The organism is Thalassoroseus pseudoceratinae, from assembly GCF_011634775.1.
GTDB classification, from domain to species: Bacteria; Planctomycetota; Planctomycetia; order Planctomycetales; family Planctomycetaceae; genus Thalassoroseus; species Thalassoroseus pseudoceratinae.
The window spans coordinates 564,499-584,190 of record NZ_JAALXT010000002.1 but is presented as its reverse complement, the minus strand read 5'-3'; the positions used below and the strand labels follow the sequence as shown (position 1 = coordinate 584,190).

Sequence of the window (19,692 nt, the reverse complement as noted above, 5' to 3'; positions counted from 1 at the left end):
AACGTGTCTCAATTTTTCCAAGTCACTTCCGTCTGGCTAACCGCAGCGATGCTGCTAGCGCAGATGGTATGTCCCGGCTTGGTGATGGGATGTGTGTGTCGGCAGGCGGTCGCGTCGTGCTGCACGGGGAGCGAGCAGAGTGCGTGCTGTTGTGCAGAGACACTTGGTCAGGATTCGTTAGAGTGTCCCCACTGCGGGGCATCGTCGCACAATCCACAGAAAGATGGCGATGCAGGCTGGCATCGGGCAGCCGTGTGTCACTGTGGAGACCAAATCCCGTTTGAGCCGTCGCTTCTGCAGACGCCTGAGTCGTCGGAAGTGATCATTCTCTTGAGCTGGCTGACGCAGGGTACGGTCTGCGAGATCGATACGCCTGTATTGCCATTCACTCCGGCACGTGCTCAAGTGCCGTCGAGCGACGCATTGGTGCCAAACCACAGTCAGCGGGTGTACTGCGTCTGGGTGATCTAAACCCGGTTTGCGTTTCTGTTTTGGCGAGGCTGTGCTTTGGTCTTGCCATGTTCTCCAGCCTAATGTTCGGGCTCGGATTCCATCCACGCATACCGTGTTCACTCTTGGAGATTATCCATGCGATCCGCATTTACGAAGTTGTTTCTTGGTTCCGTACTTTTCTCGGCAGTAGCCCTTGTCGGTTGCAGCCAATCGCCAACGGACGAATCCACTGACTCCGCAGACGCTTCTCTGAAAACGTTCAACGCCGTCTGCCCCATCATGGGCAGCGAGGTTTCCGCAGACGCACCCACCGTCGAATGGAACGGCAAGACCATCGGCTTCTGCTGTGCTGGCTGTGACGAAAAGTGGGAAGCCCTTTCGGATGACGAGAAGGCCGAAAAGCTCGCCGCCGCCGAGAAAGAAGCAGACGAAACTGACGATGCCGGTGAAGAAGGCCAGTCGTAACGAGTCCGTGTTTGAGCATTCAGTCGAATGCGGCGGCTGGTCGGGACGTTTCCCGGCACGGTCCAACGCTGGCGTTGTGTCTTTGGCCAGCCGCCCTCTTTCAAACTCGCACGTTCGCTCAAAAGGAGCTCGCCGTGCCCAACACCCCAACACACGAAAACTTATCAATCCCAACGGGCACAGCGCGACAACCAAAGCCGCGTTCCATTTGGTGGTGGGTGTCCCGCTTTGGCAACTTGGCGTTGTTTTTTGGTGCGGGGATTCTGCTGATTGTCCTGTTGGGTGTGGCTCAACGTATGGGATGGATACAAGGTGGAAGTATCAATTCCGCGTCATCATCCGAAGAGGATTCGCAGGCAATCCACACTTGCCCGATGCACCCGCAAATCCGGCAACCCGGGCCGGGGCGTTGTCCCGTCTGTGGCATGGCTCTTGTACCAGCAGCATCAACGGGGGCCAATCTGGACGAGTTGGCCGTCAACATTGAACCGGCTCAACGACGTTTGGCCAACATTCAGACGGCAGAAGTCACTCAACAACCCGTCACAACGACGATTCGCACCATCGGGGCGATTGAAATTGACGAAAGCCGTCAGGCGACCATTGCATCCTACATCGACGGGCGAGTCGAACGGCTCTTTGCCGACTATACCGGCGTTGAAGTCGAAAAAGGAGATCATCTCGCCGTTGTCTACAGTCCGCAGCTGTATTCGGCACAGGTGGAGTATGTCGAAGCCCAACGCACGCTCAGCAAAAGTAGCGCTACATCGCTCGCGTCCGTCCGTGAAGCCCAATCCAAGCTCGTTGCGAATTCCCGGCAACGGCTTGTCGAGCTGGGCATGACGGAAGAGCAGTTGACCGAACTTGAACAATCGGGGGAATCCAAGTCCCGGATGACCATCTACGCACCGATCGGTGGGACGGTGATCGAAAAGCTGGCGGAAGAAGGGAAATACATTTCCGCTAGCGAGCCCATCTATCGCATTGCGAATTTGTCGACGGTCTGGTTGGTGCTGGAACTCTACCCGGAAGATGCCTCCCGTATTCGCTTCGGACAGATTGTCGAAGCTGAACTCACATCGCTACCGGGGCAGACACTCGCAGGACGAGTCGCGTTTGTCGACCCGCGAGTGGACAAGTCCAACCGCACTGTTGGCGTCCGAGTCGAATTCAAGAATGAAACCGGCGAGTTGCGACCCGGCGACTATGCACAGGCTAGCATTGAGATTCCAATTGGTCCTCAAGGAGAAGTTTACGATGCCGAGTTGGCGGGTAAATGGATCAGCCCCATGCACCCGCAAGTCATCATGGACGAACCCGGCGACTGTCCGATCTGCGGCATGAAACTCGTTCCCACGACTCGTTACGGCTATACGGATCAACCCGTGGAACGCCACGCATCGGTCACAGTTCCACGCTCGGCGCTGCTTATGGCCGGTGAGCATAGCGTCGTGTATGTCGAAACGGAGCCGGGCCGATTCGAACTTCGTAATCTCACTCTCGGACCGATTCTCAAGAATGAGGCAATCGTCCTCGATGGCCTCAAACCAGGTGAAAAAGTCGCCACATCCGGCAACTTCCTGATCGATTCACAAATGCAATTGGCGGGCAAGCCGAGTCTGATCGATCCGACTCGTGCCGTTCCCAAGTTCCGCAACACGCCCCTGGAATTTGAGTCCATCAAGATCGCAAGAATCGCAGGACCACCTGGGGAGAAGCTTGAACAACTCTACGAGTCCTACTTCCAGATTCAACAGGCCCTAGCCAAGGACAAACTGCCGACCGAACAGGATGTCAACACGATCTCGAAATTGGCTAAAGAACTTTCTAGCGAAGACTCACTCAGTGAGAACGTTTATAGTCACCTAGAACAGATCGAGAAAAACTCTGCGCACCTACATCATCAATCGACTAAAGAGGCACGCCAGAAGTTTAAGTTCATCAGCCATGCCGTGGTTAAACTAGCGACTGAAGTTCGTGGGAAATCCGCCGAGCGCTCATTCAATCACTTCTTCTGCCCGATGGTGAAACAGGGCGAGGGAGACTGGCTACAAGTTGCCAACAAACTAAGCAATCCCTATTACGGCAGTCAAATGCTTCGCTGTGGTGAGCTCGTTCGAACGATTCCGCCTGAGACCAACATCGATCCGTCCTCAACGAAAGACGAACACAATCACGAAGGCTCTCATTCTCAGCACGAAGGAGAGAAGTAGATGCTTCGTGCGTTGATCGCTTTCTGCATTCGTCAGCCGCTCATCATGGCGGTGCTGATGGTGGTCGGGGTCGGGTTTGGTTGGTATGCGACTCAGCATGTGCCCATCGATGCGATTCCCAACATTGGAGAGAATCAAGTCATCGTCTTCACGGCGTGGCCGGGACGATCTCCGAAAGATGTCGAAGACCAGATCACGTACCCGCTCTCGGTGGCATTGCTGGCGGTGCCGGATGCCGAATCGGTGCGGGGCAAAAGCTTGTTCGGTTACAGCTTCGTTCAGGTGACGTTTAAGGACAGCACCGATTTTTATTGGGCCAGATCACGAGTGGCCGAACAACTTGGAACGGCGGGAGCGAGCCTGCCCGATGGCGTTGTTCCGACACTGGGACCGGATGCAACTGGGCTGGGCCAAGTCCTTTACTACACGCTCGAACCGCCGAAGGGCATGAACCTCGCCGAGCTTCGTAGCATTCAAGATTTTGTCGTCAAATACGAGTTGCAGGCCGTCCCTGGTGTGAGTGAAGTCGCGAGTGTGGGTGGCTATGTGCGTCAGTACCAAATTGAGATCGATCCCGATCGACTCCGCTTTCATAATGTGCCGCTTGACCAACTTGTTGAAGCTGTCCGAAAGTCCAACATCGATGTGGGGGCGAAGACCGTTGAGTCGGGCGGAATGGAATTCATCATCCGTGGTCGGGGTTTCATCGGTGCCGACCAGGACATAGCCAAAGCCGTCGAGGACATCGAGAAGACGGTCGTGCGGACCCGCGATGGCATCCCACTTCGCATTCGTGATCTAGGGCATGTGCAACTTGGCCCAGAGTTTCGCCGCGGAGCGATTGACCTCAACGGCACCGAAGCCGTCGGTGGTGTAGTCGTGATGCGATTCGGTGAGAACCCCCGGGCTGTCATCGATCGGGTGAAAGCGAAGATCAGGCAGGTCGAACCAAGTCTCAATGGCGTCAAGATTCGCATTGTCTACGACCGCACCGGCCTCATTGACGAAACCATCGGGACGCTCACCGAAGCTCTGTCGCAAGAGGTCATGATTACGGCGATTGTCATTCTGCTGTTCCTACTACACTTGCGTGCCAGTCTAGTCGTCGCCGTAACGCTGCCGATTGCCGTCCTGCTGGCGTTTGTGGCAATGTTTAACTTTGGCGTTGATGCAAACATCATGTCTCTGGCTGGTATCGCGATTGCTATTGGCACGATGGTCGATATGGGAATCATCGTGTCCGAAACTATCTATGACCGTCTCGCCGAGTGGGAGAACGAAGGCCGACCGGGTGGCAAACAAGAGCGGGTCGAAATCATTGATGAGGCAGCCGGTGAAGTGGCCCCGGCTGTACTGACGGCTGTTCTGACGACTGTGGTCAGCTTCCTACCGGTCTTCATGCTGACCGGGCGTGACTACAAACTCTTTGCACCGCTCGCATGGACGAAGACATTCTCTCTCATCGCTGCATTGATTGTGGCGATCACTTTGGTGCCGTTACTCAGCCGGATGTTCCTTTCCTCCAGTCAAATGAAGTTGCTGCCGAGATTGATTGGTTCTCTCGGATTTGCCTTCGGTTGCGGAGTCATCACACGGTTTGTCGGTCCCTCGTTAACGGCAACATTGGGAGTTCGTCTCGGTGTAGTAGTCGCCGGTGCGGTACTGCTGGGAGGCTTGGCCGGGTTCTGGTTGCTTGGTGAACGGCTCCGTCCCATCGACAAAAACCCGGTCAGTCGATTCATACTCTGGCTCTACGCGCCGACGCTACGATTCTTTCTACGCCGCAAGGGTTTGTTTCTTTGCTTGCCGACGATACTGCTCGTTCTCGGTGTCGGCGCTTGGTTCGGACTTCCGACTGTGCTGAAACCAATGGAAACGGCAGCCAGTCGTCTTGGTACCAACCTCAACGAAGTTCCCGGCTACGTTGACGCCAAACACACTTTCACGGGTTTGGAGTCGGACGACTGGATTGCACTCGACGAAGGCAGCTGGTTCTACATGCCGACGCTGTATCCGGCTGCGAGTTTCTCACAGGCGATGGAAGTGCTGCAAACCCAGGACGCACTCATCAGCGAGATACCGGAGATTGAAAACGTGCTGGGCAAAATCGGGCGTGTCGAGTCGGCCCTGGACCCCGCTCCCGCGGCCATGATTGAAACTTACGTCATGTTAAAACCACAAGAGCAGTGGCGTGACGGTGTGACCACTCAAGATATCTGGGACCAAGTCAACGCCGTCGCTAGTCTGCCGGGGGTGACACCGGCATCGCCACTGCAGCCCATTGAGGGGCGTGTCGTGATGCTGCAAAGCGGCATCAAGGCATCAATGGCAATTCGCATTTATGGTGACAGTCTCGATGGATTGGCACAGGCATCGTTGGATGTGGCCGAGCATCTCAAAGAGTTGCCACAGGTCAGTTCGGGCACCGTCAATCCGGACATTGTGCTGGGGAAGCCTTACGTCGAGTTCGAAGTCAATCGAGACATGGCCGCGCGTTACGGCATGTCCACGGCGATGGTCAATCAAATCATCGAAACGGCTTTGGGTGGTTCCAATATTACGAAAACGGTCGAAGGGCGAGAACGGTATCCCATCCGGGTTCGCTATGAACGCAATCTGCGGGAACGGCTTGACGAATTGGACCGCCTGCCGGTTGTCACTCACTCTGGTGAAGTCATTCCGCTGTCCATTCTCGCCACGATGAAGACAACGTGGGGACCGGGCGTTATCAACAGTGAAGATGCTCGCTTGGTCGCACACATATCGTTCTCCCCATCCGGGATGGTCGGCGACCTCGAAACGGTGCGGGCGGTGGAAGAGTCTTTGCGGGAAGCTCAGGGAGTTGGCTCACTCGAATTGCCAACCGGCTACGCACTCAAAGCCGTCGGTTCTTTCCAGAACCAGATCGAAGCCAACCAACGCCTAATGTGGGTCATTCCGCTGGTGATCTTCGTTAACCTGCTCATTATCTATTTGCAGTTCCGACACTTCCCGATCTCACTCACCGTGTTCGCTGGGATTCCAGTCGCCTTTGCTGGGGGGATGATTTTTCTCGCGATCAACGCCATCGAAATCAACACGGCGGTCTGGGTCGGCTTCATCGCGCTATTCGGGATTGCGGTCGATGACGGCGTCGTCATGGCGACTTACCTCGATCAAGTCTTCACCCGCAAACGATTGGCCACCATCGAAGATATCCGCAACGCGACCGTCGAAGCGGGCATGAAAAGAATCCGCCCCTGCCTGATGACGACCTTCACCACGATTATCGCTTTAATGCCGGTCATTTACTCGACCGGGCGTGGTTCCGATGTCGCCAAGGCGATGGCGTGGCCGGTCATTGGTGGAATGGCCGTCGAACTGTTGACCCTGTTCGTCGTGCCGGTCCTGTTTGCAGGGTTCAAAGAGTTCAAGATGAATCTCGGCATGGAAGACCGACATTGGGCCGGGATCGACGACTCGAACACAATCGCAATGAACGAACATCAATAGGGAATACGATTACTCATGAATCAGTTTGTCTCGAATTGGGGAGACGCGGCCCTCACGTCGCTGGGATTCTTCTGGATGGCGTTTTGGGCATTTGCGCTCGGCTACATCATCAGCAGTTGCATTCAGGTCTTCGTGACCAAGAAGCGAATGAAACAATCGATGGGTGAAGCCGGTGCCGGGAGCGTCGCCCTGGCCACGTTCTTTGGATTCATTTCAAGTTCATGCAGTTTCGCTGCGATCGCCACCTCGAAATCCCTGTTCAAGAAGGAAGCCGGGTTGATCCCGGCATTGGCGTTCTTGCTCGCTTCGACCAACCTTGTGATCGAGCTTGGCATCATCATCGCCATTTTCCTCAGCTGGCAGTTCGTTGTTGGTGAATACGTCGGTGGGATTCTGCTCATCCTCTGCATGTGGTTGATCGTTAAATTGACCTTGCCTTCTTCATTGGAGGATGAAGCCCGTGAAAACGTCAAGGAAGAGGGAGAAGATGAAGAGGTCCCCGATTGGAAAAAGATGATCCGCAGCCTCAAAGGCTGGAAGATGGTCGCGAAGCATTACTTCATGGAATGGGGTATGGTGTGGCGAGATGTCACGTTCGGCTTCACGGTCGCCGGTATTATTGCGGCGTTTGTACCGAACTCATTCTTCACGACCCTCTTCGCTGGTTCAGGAGCCGATGCCGACCCCGCCTTCGGCCAAGTCCTGTTACAGACCGTCGTGGGACCGCTAGCGGCATTTTTCACTTTCATCGGCTCAATGGGAAACATTCCGTTGGCGTCGATTCTCTATTCCAACGGTGTGAGCTTCGCTGGAGTGATGGCGTTTATTTTCAGCGATCTGGTCGTTTTTCCCGTGTTGCGAATCACGTCGCAATACTTCGGCTGGAAAATGGCGTTCTATATTCTTGGTGTCTTCCTCGTCTCGTTGGTCGCCTCCGCATTGGCACTCCACTACGGATTTTTGGCTTTTGGTCTATTGCCAGACGGCGGCGGTTCCAGCCAGCAGGTGCAACCGACCGATCGTTTCGCCATCGACTACACATTCTTCCTCAACCTGGGCTTCCTGATGATCACCGCTACTTTCTTCTGGCTGAGTAAGAAGGACAAAGACGACGGGCATGGCCAACATACAAGCGGGAAAAGCCGGTCGGATCAGTTGCTGACCTGGCTGGCGTACGCTTCCTTTGTATGGCTACTCGGCGGACTTGTGGTACATTGGGCAGTCTCGTGAGTGCAAATGCAACACCCGGGATTTGATAGCAATTTTGATCCGCGTCGAACCCGTTTGAATCTAGGGCAACATCCGGCGAGAACAACCAACAATTCACTTGGAGGGATATTTCACGACCGTCATGCGACCGTAACCTGCAGGCCTACGCGTCTCAAACTCGACTTGCCGGGCGAAATCGTCTTTGCCGAGTTCCGCGGTGTAGTCATTTTGAAGCTTGTTATTTTGATCGATATACAACTTCAATAAATAGCGGCCCGGAGGCAGGCGTTTGCTGTCAATCTTTTCGGCCCATTTCGATCCCCGGGGAGCCGTCAGGCTGAGCGAATGCTACCAGAGGTTGCCTTTCCCGAACACGGGTCGATCTGAGGTGGCGACTCGATGATTTGTCGGCACGGAATCTATCAGTTGATAGAAATCGGCCTGCAGCAACATCTTGTCGAACTTCGCGGGAACCCCTTCGATCTTTAGCCAAATGTCGGTCACGATCGAAACCTCGTCGTGTGGATGAGGCAACTGGTTCCCTTTGACATAGTCTCCTTGGACGATAGCCGCATAGTCATCGATAAAACGCCGAAACTGTTTATAGCTCCGATCGCCAACCACTATTTTTTGGCCGCCTCCATGTTCAACCTGTTGCGTGGGCTTCCGCAACAACAGGCTGTTCGCCGGATTTTCTGTATCGATAATTTTCGCATCGAGCATGTATGCGAGCGTTTCTTCGGGATCACGAAGTTTGATCCACGAAATCTGGTCACCGTTTTCTTGTACCAACTTCCGATTTCGATCCGGGGAGTGGCAGGCAGCACAACGCCCCACTTCGGTCCAGACGTTCTCGATGAAAGAGGTTAGCACACGGTCTTAACGTGCCTGGCGAATGACTTCGACGGGCACCCTCGAACTCAGTGGCTCGAACTTCTCTTTCTTCGAAAGCAGGGCATGGTCCGCCACTGCGGCGCGAATCCAATCGCGAAACGCTTCGTACTCCTTTTTCCGCATTTTTTCAGTGACAAGGCTTGGCGTCGTCGGGCGACGATTGATAAAGCCAAGAATCTTTGACTCATCCGGTTTCCGTGTATCGATCATGTCTGCCGCAACAAGTGACGAGTAGGTCTCCTGCTGGGTGGAGCGAATGTAGTCCTTCAATTCGACGCCATGTAAATGGCATTCCGTACAACTCGACGGCTTCGTCGCCTGAAAGATCGGAAGAATTCGTGATTCAAAAATCGTTACGGATTTCTCCTCGTCGCTAGCGACTTCAACTTCACCGGCGCGAATATCGGAAGCAGCCAACAAGACGAGAATCTGGCAGATCAGTAAAGATCGACAACTCATTCCAACGCTCCTTATTGCACTGCCTTTCCCAGCTAAAATCCGACTCTCAGTTTACAGCAAGAATCCCAATTCGCAATTGCTACACTCATTGAAGCGTGATGCAACGCAGCAACTAATTCCACCCCGGCCAGACTCAGACTCATGAACGAGCTGAAGAATTCCGTGGCTGTTGCTTATTAGGCCGCAAATCGCTTTGCGAGAGTCCGGAGTGAGTCGCCAAATCGCGACTGGAGAACGAAACGCTCAGCCCGATACCGAGATCGACAAACGGTTTGCCGCCATGCTGAACCCGTCGCACGCCCCCCCGCAGACTACTTTTTCACCAGTGGCAAAACGTTGTTTGAAACCCTCCTCGCCAACGCCGAAGTCAAACTCGTGGAATCCGTGTTGTTGAGCATGTTCGATCAGATGTAAAAGCATCAACAATCCGGAGGAATATCGACCAAGTTCTTCGTCGTACGACGGAAACCACCAATGCCATACCTTTGTCGATCGTAATCCGAGATGAGCTGCTACGAGCCGATCACCTGCATAAAGTGCCGAAAGCCGCCCCGCGAATTCTGCTGTCTCGACCTGCTGCTACACGCCGAGCATGTCTCTTGCCCACTGCTCGCTCAAAAGGTCAACAAAACCGGTACGTTGACAATGGCGTCACTTCCAATCGATAAGTTCCTGGAGCACCAAGGGGCATCGGTGTGTGGTTCAAACCGAATCGGCCCAATTTCTCTCCCCAACTTCCTAAAAAGCTAACAAAAAACTGATTGGCATGGGATTTGCGCCTTGATAGATCGACCTTCAATTCAAGGAGAAATCATGGCTGAATCAAGAATGCCTATCGACTTTTATGACCAAATCAAAGACTTATTGCCTGCCGTGCAACCCGTTGGTCCGCGGGGTGGTCGGCCAGCGATCGAGAACGAGGTGGTGATGAGAGTGATCTGGTATGTTCTTACGACCGGCATCCGCTGGGACGAGGTTCCGCCTGCGATGGGATGCTGTGGAGAAACCGCTCGGGGCGTCTTGAGAAATGGCAAATGCTCGACGTATGGCCTCAAATTCACAAGCAGTTTTGGGATCAGTTGCAGAAACTCGGAAAACTTGATCTCGATACCGCCATCATTGATTCCAGCCAAGTGCGGGCTCATGGTGGAGGCGAGTCAACTGGCCCTAGCCCTGTGAATCGCCGCAAGAAAGGCACAAAATACTCGGTTCTGGTCGATCGGAATGGGACTCCGTTGGTCATTTTGCATTCGTCGGCAAACACCAGCGATCATCAGCAAATTGTGCCAACGGTGCTCGCCCTCGAAGAGCAGGAACAGGGCATCGATCTGAACGATCCCGAATCTGCTCCACAGGACTTATATGCTGATGCGGGCTATGACTCGGAACCGACCCGCATCCTAATGCGGTTTTTGGGGATCGAGCCGCACATTCGCAAGCGTCTCTCGGAGCATGGCAGCGGCTTAGGCCGTGTGCGGTGGGTGGTGGAACGCACGATTGGCTGGATCAAAGGACTGCGTCGACTCCCTCCCCGACAAGGACTCGAACCTTGAACCTAGCGGTTAACTGCCGCGGTATTTAAGCTGAATCGGAGGCCGAGATGTCGAAGACTGCCAAGGCCATCTTGACAACTAACAGACGCAACTAATTTCCATTAAATGAGTTGCAACAAGAAAACGCCATCAATGTATTGTTGATACTCTCTTCTGAGAGCCGTCACAAAACCTTGATCGCGATGTCAAGTTGTCAACCAAAGGTTTTATCAACTGAATTGCGATTGAGGATCGATCGACAACCTGCGATCCACTTGCATTGAACGAGCGTGACTGGCAATATATGTGGGCATTTGTCCCGTAACTGTCTTGCTAATTGAAGTCTATGTTTTACGCTCATTCTCTTGCTGATCGACCCCAGACCGATTGGGAGCCGCTTGAGGACCATTTGAACGCTGTTGCAGTGATGGCGGCGGGGTTTACGGAGAGGTTGGGAGCGAGAGCATGGGGGGAGGTGTTGGGGCGGTGGCATGACATCGGCAAGTATGCTGTCGAGTTTCAAGATTTTTTGCTGCGGGCCAACGGCTTTGAAGCACACTTGGAAGCTCAAACCAAAGTCGATCACTCGACCGCTGGTGCCCAGCATGCCTTTCAACACATGCCAAAACCGGTCGGCAAGATATTGGCTTACTGCATAGCCGGGCACCATGCGGGGTTGGCGGATGATCAAGCTCCAACCGGACGATCCGGCCTGCGGGATCGGTTGAAGAAGACTATCTGCAACTATCAATCCGCACCGAAATCGATTCTTGTAGGTGATCCGCCCGATCAACCGCCCCTGGAATTCGATGATCTCACCAACGCCCGTCAGACTGCATTTCAACTCGCGTTCTTCACCCGCATGCTGTTTTCCTGTTTGGTCGATGCCGATTTCCTCGCGACCGAGCAGTTCATGAACTCCACTCAGGCGAAGTTGCGGGTTGCTGCAGGCCCCTCAATTCAGGATTTGGCCACACAACTTGATCAGTATCTGGATGACTTGAGACAAAAGGCCGAACCAAGTTTCGTCAACGATCGACGTCAGGAAGTGCTCGCGGCGTGTCGATCGGCAGCCGCGAGGGAACCAGGATTTTTTTCATTGACCGTTCCGACCGGCGGCGGCAAAACGCTGGCTTCTCTGGCGTTCGCATTAGGACATGCCGAAACACACGGATTAGATCGCGTAATTTACGCGATTCCCTTCACTAGCATTATTGAGCAAACCGCCGACGTATTTCGTGGAGTCTTCGAAACACTCGGGGAACAGGCCGTTCTGGAACACCATAGTAACCTCGACCCGAATGCCGACCGCGAAACGCCTTGGACACGTCTGGCGGCTGAGAATTGGGATAGTCGGCTTGTCGTCACTACGAACGTGCAACTGTTCGAGTCGCTGTTTGCCAATCGCACGTCGCGATGTCGCAAACTGCATCGGATCGCTCGTAGCGTGATTGTGCTCGACGAAGCCCAAACGCTGCCCGTCGAACTATTAAACCCGTGTTTGGTGGCGTTGCGGGAACTGGTGCGGAACTATCGTTGCACGATCGTTTTCTGTACGGCGACACAACCGGCCCTTGCTCGCAATGACGATTTTCGCATTGGCATCGAAGCAGACAAGCTGCGAGAAATTATCCCTCAACCGCAGGAACTCTATCGACAAATGAAGCGAGTCGAGGTCTCACACCTAGGCCCGCTCACCGATGAAGAATTGATTGCTCGATTAAGCGAACACGAATCGTTTCTGTGCATTGCCAACACCCGAGCGCACGCTGCGGAGCTTTTTGAGTCCTTGCGGAAACACAGTTCGCAATCGAATGGGTTGTACCATCTTAGCACGTGGATGTGTGGTGCGCATCGAGCCGAAGTCATTAAACAAATCCGCACGCGACTTGCCAAGAAGCAACGCTGCCGAGTCATCAGCACGCAGTTGATCGAAGCGGGTGTGGATGTCGATTTCCCAGTTGTCTACCGAGCCATGACCGGCATCGATTCCATCGCTCAAGCCGCGGGGCGGTGCAACCGCGAGGGCAAACTTGATCACGGTTCGGTCTTCGTCTTTGAATCCGCGGGGCGACCGAAACTCCGCGGCTTGCTAGGCAGCACTGCCGAAACGACACGCGAACTGCTCCCGGATGTCGAAGACCTGTTGGCACTAGAAACCGTCGAGCAGTACTTCCGTCTGCACTATTGGAAACGAGGTCACAGGGACTGGGACGACAAAGCCGTTCTCGATCAATTCATCGAACCGTTTCAAGCCATCTTCCAATTCAAAGAGGCTGCCAAACGGTTTCAAATGATCGAAGACGAATCCCAACCGGTCATCGTGCCCTATGGCAAACGTGGACGTTGGTTGATCGAACGGCTAGCGAGTAACAAACCACTCGGACTCAAAATGCGTCGCCGCCTACAGCGATACACCGTGTCTGTTTTCGAGAACATTTTTCGAAATCTATTCGCCACCCAACAACTCGAGATCCGGCACGACTGCTACGCCGTATTGCTCAACGAAGATCTATACGACGAACAACTCGGCCTACGAACCGAAGTAAACGCTCACGAACCCGAATCGCTCATCATCTGAGGAAACGATATGAGAGACCAAACTATCCGGCTCCGCGTGCGGGGCGAGTATGCGTGTTTTACGCGGCCTGAGATGAAGGTCGAGCGAGTGAGTTATGAAGTAATAACGCCGTCAGCGGCGCGGAGTGTTTTGGAGGCGGTCTATTGGAAGCCACAGATTGGGTGGGTGATTGATGCGATTCACGTGCTCAGTCCGATCCGGTTTACGAACCTGCGACGGAATGAAGTCGATTCGAAGATTCCCGAACGGTCGGCTCGACAGGCGATGTCAGCGGGTAGCGGACGGATGGGAATCTACATCGAGGAAAGTCGGCAACAGCGAGCCGCCACCATTCTGCGGGATGTGGAATACATTATCGAAGCCCACTTTGAACTTCGCAGTAGCGACGATCCGCCGCAGAAACACTACGAAATGTTCAAACGTCGGGCGAAGAAGAAATGTTCAAACGTCGGGCGAAGAAGGGGCAGTGTTTTCATCACCCATATCTCGGTTGCCGAGAATTCCCCTGCGACTTCGAATGGGTCGCCCCCGACGAAGATTCGGAAACGCTGCCGATCACACGCGACCTGGGCTGGATGCTGCACGATATTGACTTTAGTAACAATATGACACCCCGTTTCTTCAAGGCCGAACTCGTCAACGGCGTTCTCCGCGTGCCGCCATTGGACTCCCCGGAGATCGTCCAATGATCCTGCAAGCTTTGACGGAATACTACAAGCGTTTGGTGCAAGACAAACATTCGAAGATCGCTGAATTTGGCTTCAGCCGACAGAATATTGCCTTCTGCGTTGTGCTCAATCCTGATGGCACACTGCACACCATCCGAGACGAACGCGAGGATGATGGCAAACGTCAAACCGCAAAATCGGTCGTCGTGCTTGGCAACAGCAAACCGTCTGGTTCCGGCATCAATCCGTGTTTCCTGTGGGACAACGCGGCTTACATGCTGGGGTACAAACCCGACGACAACAAACCCGAACGCACCCAGCAAAGTTTCGAGGAGTTTCGCGAGAAACATTTGAATGCGGAAGCCAACGTCGACGATCCTGATTTTTCGACCGTCTGTCGATTCTTAGAATCGTGGAATCCCGATGAGGCTGCAGACCACGAAACACTCACCGAGAACCCTACCGGTTTCGGCGTGTTTGCGATCCGTGCTCAAACCGGTTACGTCCACGAACGACCAAAGATTCGTGACTATTGGCTAACGCAATTCGCTGACCACAATCAATCCGAAGTGACCGGGCAGTGTCTCGTGACTGGCAGATCCTCACCACTGGCTCGGTTGCATGAACCGAAAATCAAAGGCGTCAACGGCGCGCAAAGTGCCGGGGCCTTACTCGTTTCCTTCAATGCCGACGCTTTTGAATCCTACGGCAAATCTCAAAGCTATAACGCTCCGGTCGCCGAACGCACCGCTTTTCAGTACGCCACCGCTTTGAACACACTCCTCCAACGCGATAGCCGACAACGAATTCAAATCGGTGACGCGTCCACGGTTTTCTGGACCGATGGCTATACAAAGGCGGAAGAACTCTTCGGTCGATTGATTGAACGATACGAAACCGAAGACGAGGCCACAAAGCTCGAAATAGAAACCGTTCTGCAACGGATCGCCAACGGTGCCTATCCCGATGACCTGGGCAAGCCGGAGACGACTTTCTACATACTCGGTCTTTCGCCGAACGCTGCTCGTGTCTCGGTTCGATTTTGGGAAGTCAGCAATCTCGACGAAATGATATCGCGATTGCGAAGACATTTCGCCGATCTGCAGATCGATCGTCTTTCCAACCGCGATCCGGAGTTCCCGACCTTTTGGCAACTCCTCCGTGAGACAGCCCGTGAAACGAAGGACATTCCGCCGTTGCTTTCCGGGGCGCTCATGCGAGCGGTTCTCGGTGGTGGAAACTATCCCGATGTGCTCTATCACGCTGTTTTGCGGCGGATCCGGGCTGACCGGCAGGTGAACTATCTGCGGACGGCGATACTTAAAGCATACCTCAATCGTAACAAAAACAAGGAGTTGCCTGTGTCCCTAGACCCCGCGCGTCCCGAACCGGCTTATCATCTCGGTCGGTTGTTCGCAGCCTTGGAAAAAGCCCAGGAAGAAGCACTTCCGGGCATCAATGCCACCATTAAGGATCGTTATTTCAGTTCGGCATCGGCTAGCCCGGCGGGTGTGTTTCCGCGACTGATTCGCATGAATCAACATCACGTTGGCAAGATCGAACGTCGTGACTATCGTTTGACCCATGAGAAGCGAATCCAAGAAATCATGGACCGGCTCGATAAGTTTCCCGCTCATCTCAATTTGAACGATCAAGGGCTGTTCGCCGTTGGTTACTATCACCAACGCAAAAACATTTTCACTAAGAAAGACAACACCAGCACCGAGGAAAACTAGTCATGCAACACCGCTATGATTTCGTGTACTTGTTTGATGTCAAAGACGGCAACCCGAATGGTGATCCGGATGCGGGGAACTTGCCGCGGATCGATCCGGAAACCGGGCAGGGGCTGGTCACCGATGTGTGTCTCAAACGCAAGATTCGCAACTTCGTGGGGCTCGTCAAAGAGGAACAACCGCCGTTCGAAATCTATGTCAAAGAAAAGGCCGTGCTGAACCAACAACATCAGCGAGCCTATTCGGCACTAGAAATCGATCCCAAAAATCGAGCGAAAGGTGCAGCGAAGAAAGATAAAGCGGCATCGAAAGCCGAGGAAGACCGCAAACTCACACGCTGGATGTGTAACAACTTCTTCGACATTCGCGCCTTTGGTGCCGTGATGACAACCGAAGTCAATTGTGGTCAGGTTCGTGGCCCGATCCAATTTGGTTTCGCTCGCAGCATCGATCCGATCATCTCCCAGGAGCATGCCGTCACGCGATGTGCGGTCACGACGGAGAAGGAAGCCGAGAAGCAATCCGGCGACAACCGCACGATGGGTCGCAAGTTTACCGTGCCTTACGGACTGTACCGCGTGCACGGGTTCATCAATCCGCACCTCGCCTCCCAAACCGGCTTCGACGAAAGCGGCGACGACCTGGAGCTATTCTGGAAAGCCTTGGAGCACATGTTCGAACACGATCGTTCCGCTTCAAGAGGAGAAATGTCGCCGCAAGGTTTGATCGTGTTCAAGCACGAGTCCAAACTCGGCAACGCGCCCGCTCACAAATTGTTTGAGCGAGTGACGATCACAAGAGCCAACGTTGACGAACTCGCGACCCGATCCGCGAAGGACTATACCGTCAACCTCGATGAGTCGGATCTCCCGGAAGGAATCACGATCGAAAAACGGATTTGACAAACCGGAAGTCTCTCCCATGCACTCCGAAGACGATTTCATTCCAATTTCCGCCTTGCAACACGTATTGTTTTGCGAGCGGCAGGCGGCGCTCATTCACGTCGAGCGATTGTGGGCGGAGAATCGGTTGACGGCGGAAGGCAAGGTGCTACACGAGAAAACGCACAGCGAACGCGTCGAAACCCGCGGTCGCGTGCGGATCGTGCGATCGCTCATGCTGCGATCGCTCCGGTTAGGTTTGTTCGGGCGGTCCGATGTCGTGGAGTTCGCTGCGCCCGAGTGCGTTTCCAATCCGACATCGATCTTCAGACGTTGGGGTCAAGGCGAGAGTGTCGATTGGTCCGCATGGCAAATCACGCCGGTCGAATATAAACGCGGCAAACCCAAAAAAGACGGTTCCGACCGCGTGCAACTCTGTGCTCAAGCGATGTGTCTCGAGGAAATGCTGGGGGTGACAATCCTCAGCGGCTCCCTGTTCTACGGCCAACGCAAACGCCGGACGACGGTCCTTTTCGATAGTTCGCTCCGCGAGCAAACCGCAACCGCCGCCAGTCGCATGCGAGAGTTCATCGAAACCGGCACCACTCCACCCGCCATCTATGAACCAAAGTGTGATAGCTGCTCCTTAATCGAACTTTGTCTGCCCGAAGCCACGACTGGTCGGCGTCGAGTCCAACAGTTCTTGGACAATCATTTCGACAAACATCTTGAAGCCAGCGGTCCGACGACCGACACGTCCTTCTCTTGAGTCATGCGAGGGCCAAAGATGAAACGGCATCTCAACACGCTGTTTGTGGTGACTGACGGCAGCTATCTTTCCAAGGAGGGCCAGGCCGTCCGCGTGAAGGTCGAGAAGGAAACGAAGCTGCGGGTGCCGTTGATCAACCTCGATGGGATCGTCTGTTTCGGACGCGTCGGTGCCAGCCCCGCCTTGCTCGGAGCGTGTGCGGAAGCCGGCGTGACCGTTTCATTGATGAGCCGACACGGCCGGTTGCTCGCGCGAGTGGTCGGTTTCACGCCCGGCAATGTATTATTGAGGCGAACCCAATACCGCACCGCCGATGATCCCGACCAATCCGCGTTCATCGCTCGGAACATCGTTGCCGCCAAGATCGCCAACTGTCGCAGCGTGCTGCTGCGGAGTGCTCGCGATTCCTCCAATTCGCAGGTGAAAGATTCCCTGCAAGCCGCCGCCCGGTCGATGGAGAACCCATTACGGGAAGCTCGGCATGCGAAGTCCGTCGATACCGCCCGTGGCTACGAGGGCGAAGCGGCAGCCACGTACTTCCGCGTTTGGAACGACTTGCTGGGCGGCAAAGGATTCGTGATGAACGGCCGCAGTCGCCGCCCGCCGCTCGATCCGGTTAATGCGTTGCTGTCCTTCCTTTACAGTTTGCTCAGCCATGATGCCCGCAGTGCCGCCGAAGCCGCCGGTTTGGATTCGCAAGTCGGTTTCCTCCATCAAGACCGTCCTGGTCGCCCGTCGTTGGCTCTCGATCTGATGGAGGAACTTCGTCCCTTCCTCGCCGACCGCGTGGCTCTTAGTCTGATCAATCGCGGCCAAGTCACGCCCAACGGGTTTCGCACGAGTGAATCGGGCGCCGTGCTCATGGACGACGACACCCGAAAGACCGTGCTGTCGGCGTATCAAAAACGCAAGCAGGACAAGCTGACTCACCCATTTCTCGGCGAGAAAACCACGGTCGGTCTGCTGGTTCACCTGCAGGCTCGATTGTTGGCTCGTCATCTGCGGAGTGACCTCGACGAATACCCGCCATTTCTCTGGCGTTGAACCAAGATTTTCACTGGGGATTTTTTGATGTACGTTCTCGTCACCTACGATGTGGCCACTGGTGATACCGAAGGCCGTCGCCGCCTGCGTCGCGTTGCCAAGACTTGCTTGGACTATGGTCAACGCGTACAAAACAGCGTGTTCGAACTGTCAGTCGATCCCGCCCAATGGACCGAATGCAAGAACCGCCTGCTCAAAGAAGCGGATGTCGACGAGGACAGCCTCCGATTCTACTACCTCGGCCAAAACTGGCGGAAGCGCGTCGAACATCACGGTGCCAAACCAAGTTGGGATGTCGACGACCCCTTGATCGCGTAGTCCACCCCACCGCTGATCACCTCAAGAGCGGACCCTAAGCGTGCACGAAAATCCTGGGAGGTTCGCGATTGCCTCAAACCTTGATTCCAGCAGAACTTTCGACGACGATGCATCCTAACATTTGCACACAGATTCGTTGCTGGCCGGACATTCGCGATTTTGTAAACGCAACTTTCGCCCACATCGAAACTTCCGCAGATGCGATCGCGTCCCCCGCGGACGCGCGGATTGAAACACGTTCGAGCTGTCCGGACTGGCGTACACCGGAATCGCGTCCCCCGCGGACGCGCGGATTGAAACATCCCACAAGGTCGGCCGAATTTGCTGTTCACGATCGCGTCCCCCGCGGACGCGCGGATTGAAACACGATGGTGTTGATGGATTTGCTCCATCGTCTTATCGCGTCCCCCGCGGACGCGCGGATTGAAACGTGGATGCGACTGATCAATTGGAAGTCGCCACGGATATCGCGTCCCCCGCGGACGCGCGGATTGAAACGTGCGATCCACAGTTTGACGTGTGGGATTGGGCATCGCGTCCCCCGCGGACGCGCGGATTGAAACACTTGCAGCTTCGATCGCGTCAGTGATTGCGATGGATCGCGTCCCCCGCGGACGCGCGGATTGAAACGGTGTAATCGAATGAGCTTGCGTGATTGTTGGCGAGATCGCGTCCCCCGCGGACGCGCGGATTGAAACCTGGAATGGAGTAGACGCTGTGAACTGGCGCAAATATCGCGTCCCCCGCGGACGCGCGGATTGAAACAGAGTCTTCGATTGTGCGTCCGTCATGCCGAAGAATATCGCGTCCCCCGCGGACGCGCGGATTGAAACAGAAACTTGGTTCACCGCTGACGAGGCTGTTGAGTGATCGCGTCCCCCGCGGACGCGCGGATTGAAACACCGTCGCCGATCGCTGCACACTGACAGCAGGGCATCGCGTCCCCCGCGGACGCGCGGATTGAAACGCGTCTCTCCG

General features: G+C 54.8%; 14 protein-coding genes, 3 pseudogenes and 1 CRISPR repeat array (1 of these 18 only partly in view). Of the genes and pseudogenes, 14 read left to right on the top strand and 3 right to left on the bottom strand.

What is annotated here, in order from left to right; all coding sequences use genetic code 11:
* Positions 1-3 precede the first annotated feature (3 nt).
* From G6R38_RS07880 to G6R38_RS07860, 5 genes are all read left to right on the top strand, one after another.
* The gene (locus G6R38_RS07880; RefSeq protein WP_166822497.1) at positions 4-471 is read left to right on the top strand and encodes a hypothetical protein; all 468 of its coding nucleotides are present in this window, start codon (positions 4-6) and stop codon (positions 469-471) included.
* A 117-nt stretch (positions 472-588) separates the two neighbouring features.
* Entirely contained in the window at positions 589-918 is a 330-nt protein-coding gene (locus G6R38_RS07875; RefSeq protein WP_206028501.1) for an HMG-box domain-containing protein, read from the top strand.
* 11 nt (positions 919-929) lie between these two features.
* The gene (locus G6R38_RS07870) at positions 930-3,131 is read left to right on the top strand and encodes an efflux RND transporter periplasmic adaptor subunit (RefSeq protein ID WP_166822494.1); all 2,202 of its coding nucleotides are present in this window, start codon (positions 930-932) and stop codon (positions 3,129-3,131) included.
* Complete coding sequence (locus G6R38_RS07865) at positions 3,132-6,623, top strand: efflux RND transporter permease subunit (protein ID WP_166822491.1); 3,492 nt, start codon at positions 3,132-3,134, stop codon at positions 6,621-6,623. It abuts the gene before it with no gap.
* Between the two features lie 15 nt (positions 6,624-6,638).
* Positions 6,639-7,853: a permease gene (locus G6R38_RS07860; RefSeq protein WP_166822488.1), complete on the top strand. Its 1,215-nt coding sequence runs from the start codon at positions 6,639-6,641 to the stop codon at positions 7,851-7,853.
* Positions 7,854-8,180: 327 nt separating this feature from the next.
* On the opposite strand, the gene G6R38_RS07855 is transcribed toward G6R38_RS07860, so the two are convergent.
* The 3 genes and pseudogenes from G6R38_RS07855 to G6R38_RS28395 all read right to left on the bottom strand — a co-directional run.
* Positions 8,181-8,624 (bottom strand): hypothetical protein, encoded by a 444-nt coding sequence (locus G6R38_RS07855; RefSeq protein WP_166822485.1) that lies wholly within the window; start codon positions 8,622-8,624, stop codon positions 8,181-8,183.
* An 87-nt stretch (positions 8,625-8,711) separates the two neighbouring features.
* Positions 8,712-9,185: a hypothetical protein gene (locus G6R38_RS07850; RefSeq protein ID WP_166822482.1), complete on the bottom strand. Its 474-nt coding sequence runs from the start codon at positions 9,183-9,185 to the stop codon at positions 8,712-8,714.
* Positions 9,186-9,428: 243 nt separating this feature from the next.
* Positions 9,429-9,737: pseudogene (locus G6R38_RS28395) on the bottom strand (GNAT family N-acetyltransferase); the annotation flags it as partial.
* A gap of 261 nt (positions 9,738-9,998) precedes the next feature.
* Here G6R38_RS28395 and G6R38_RS28390 point away from each other — a divergent pair.
* From G6R38_RS28390 to cas2, 9 genes and pseudogenes are all read left to right on the top strand, one after another.
* A pseudogene (locus G6R38_RS28390) lies at positions 9,999-10,187 on the top strand (transposase); the annotation flags it as partial.
* 32 nt (positions 10,188-10,219) lie between these two features.
* On the top strand, positions 10,220-10,738 hold the full coding sequence (locus G6R38_RS07840; RefSeq protein ID WP_166822479.1) for a transposase: 519 nt from the start codon (positions 10,220-10,222) through the stop codon (positions 10,736-10,738).
* Positions 10,739-11,126: 388 nt separating this feature from the next.
* On the top strand, positions 11,127-13,298 hold the full coding sequence (cas3, locus tag G6R38_RS07835; RefSeq protein WP_166822476.1) for a CRISPR-associated helicase Cas3': 2,172 nt from the start codon (positions 11,127-11,129) through the stop codon (positions 13,296-13,298).
* Between the two features lie 9 nt (positions 13,299-13,307).
* A pseudogene (cas5c, locus tag G6R38_RS07830) lies at positions 13,308-13,987 on the top strand (type I-C CRISPR-associated protein Cas5c).
* Positions 13,984-15,702 (top strand): type I-C CRISPR-associated protein Cas8c/Csd1, encoded by a 1,719-nt coding sequence (gene cas8c, locus G6R38_RS07825; RefSeq protein ID WP_166822473.1) that lies wholly within the window; start codon positions 13,984-13,986, stop codon positions 15,700-15,702. Before cas5c ends, cas8c begins: the two are co-directional and overlap by 4 nt.
* A 2-nt stretch (positions 15,703-15,704) precedes the next feature.
* Positions 15,705-16,604: a type I-C CRISPR-associated protein Cas7/Csd2 gene (cas7c, locus tag G6R38_RS07820; protein WP_166822470.1), complete on the top strand. Its 900-nt coding sequence runs from the start codon at positions 15,705-15,707 to the stop codon at positions 16,602-16,604.
* A 19-nt stretch (positions 16,605-16,623) separates the two neighbouring features.
* A complete protein-coding gene (cas4, locus tag G6R38_RS07815) occupies positions 16,624-17,352 on the top strand; it encodes a CRISPR-associated protein Cas4 (protein WP_166822467.1) in 729 nt (242 codons plus the stop codon).
* A gap of 18 nt (positions 17,353-17,370) precedes the next feature.
* Positions 17,371-18,396 carry a type I-C CRISPR-associated endonuclease Cas1c gene (cas1c, locus tag G6R38_RS07810; RefSeq protein WP_166822464.1) on the top strand — a complete coding sequence of 342 codons (1,026 nt, stop codon included), beginning with the start codon at positions 17,371-17,373 and terminating at the stop codon, positions 18,394-18,396.
* 27 nt (positions 18,397-18,423) lie between these two features.
* On the top strand, positions 18,424-18,714 hold the full coding sequence (cas2, locus tag G6R38_RS07805) for a CRISPR-associated endonuclease Cas2 (protein ID WP_166822461.1): 291 nt from the start codon (positions 18,424-18,426) through the stop codon (positions 18,712-18,714).
* Between the two features lie 203 nt (positions 18,715-18,917).
* Positions 18,918-19,692: direct repeats of the CRISPR family, unit length 32 nt; unit sequence ATCGCGTCCCCCGCGGACGCGCGGATTGAAAC (it continues 2,528 nt past the right edge of the window).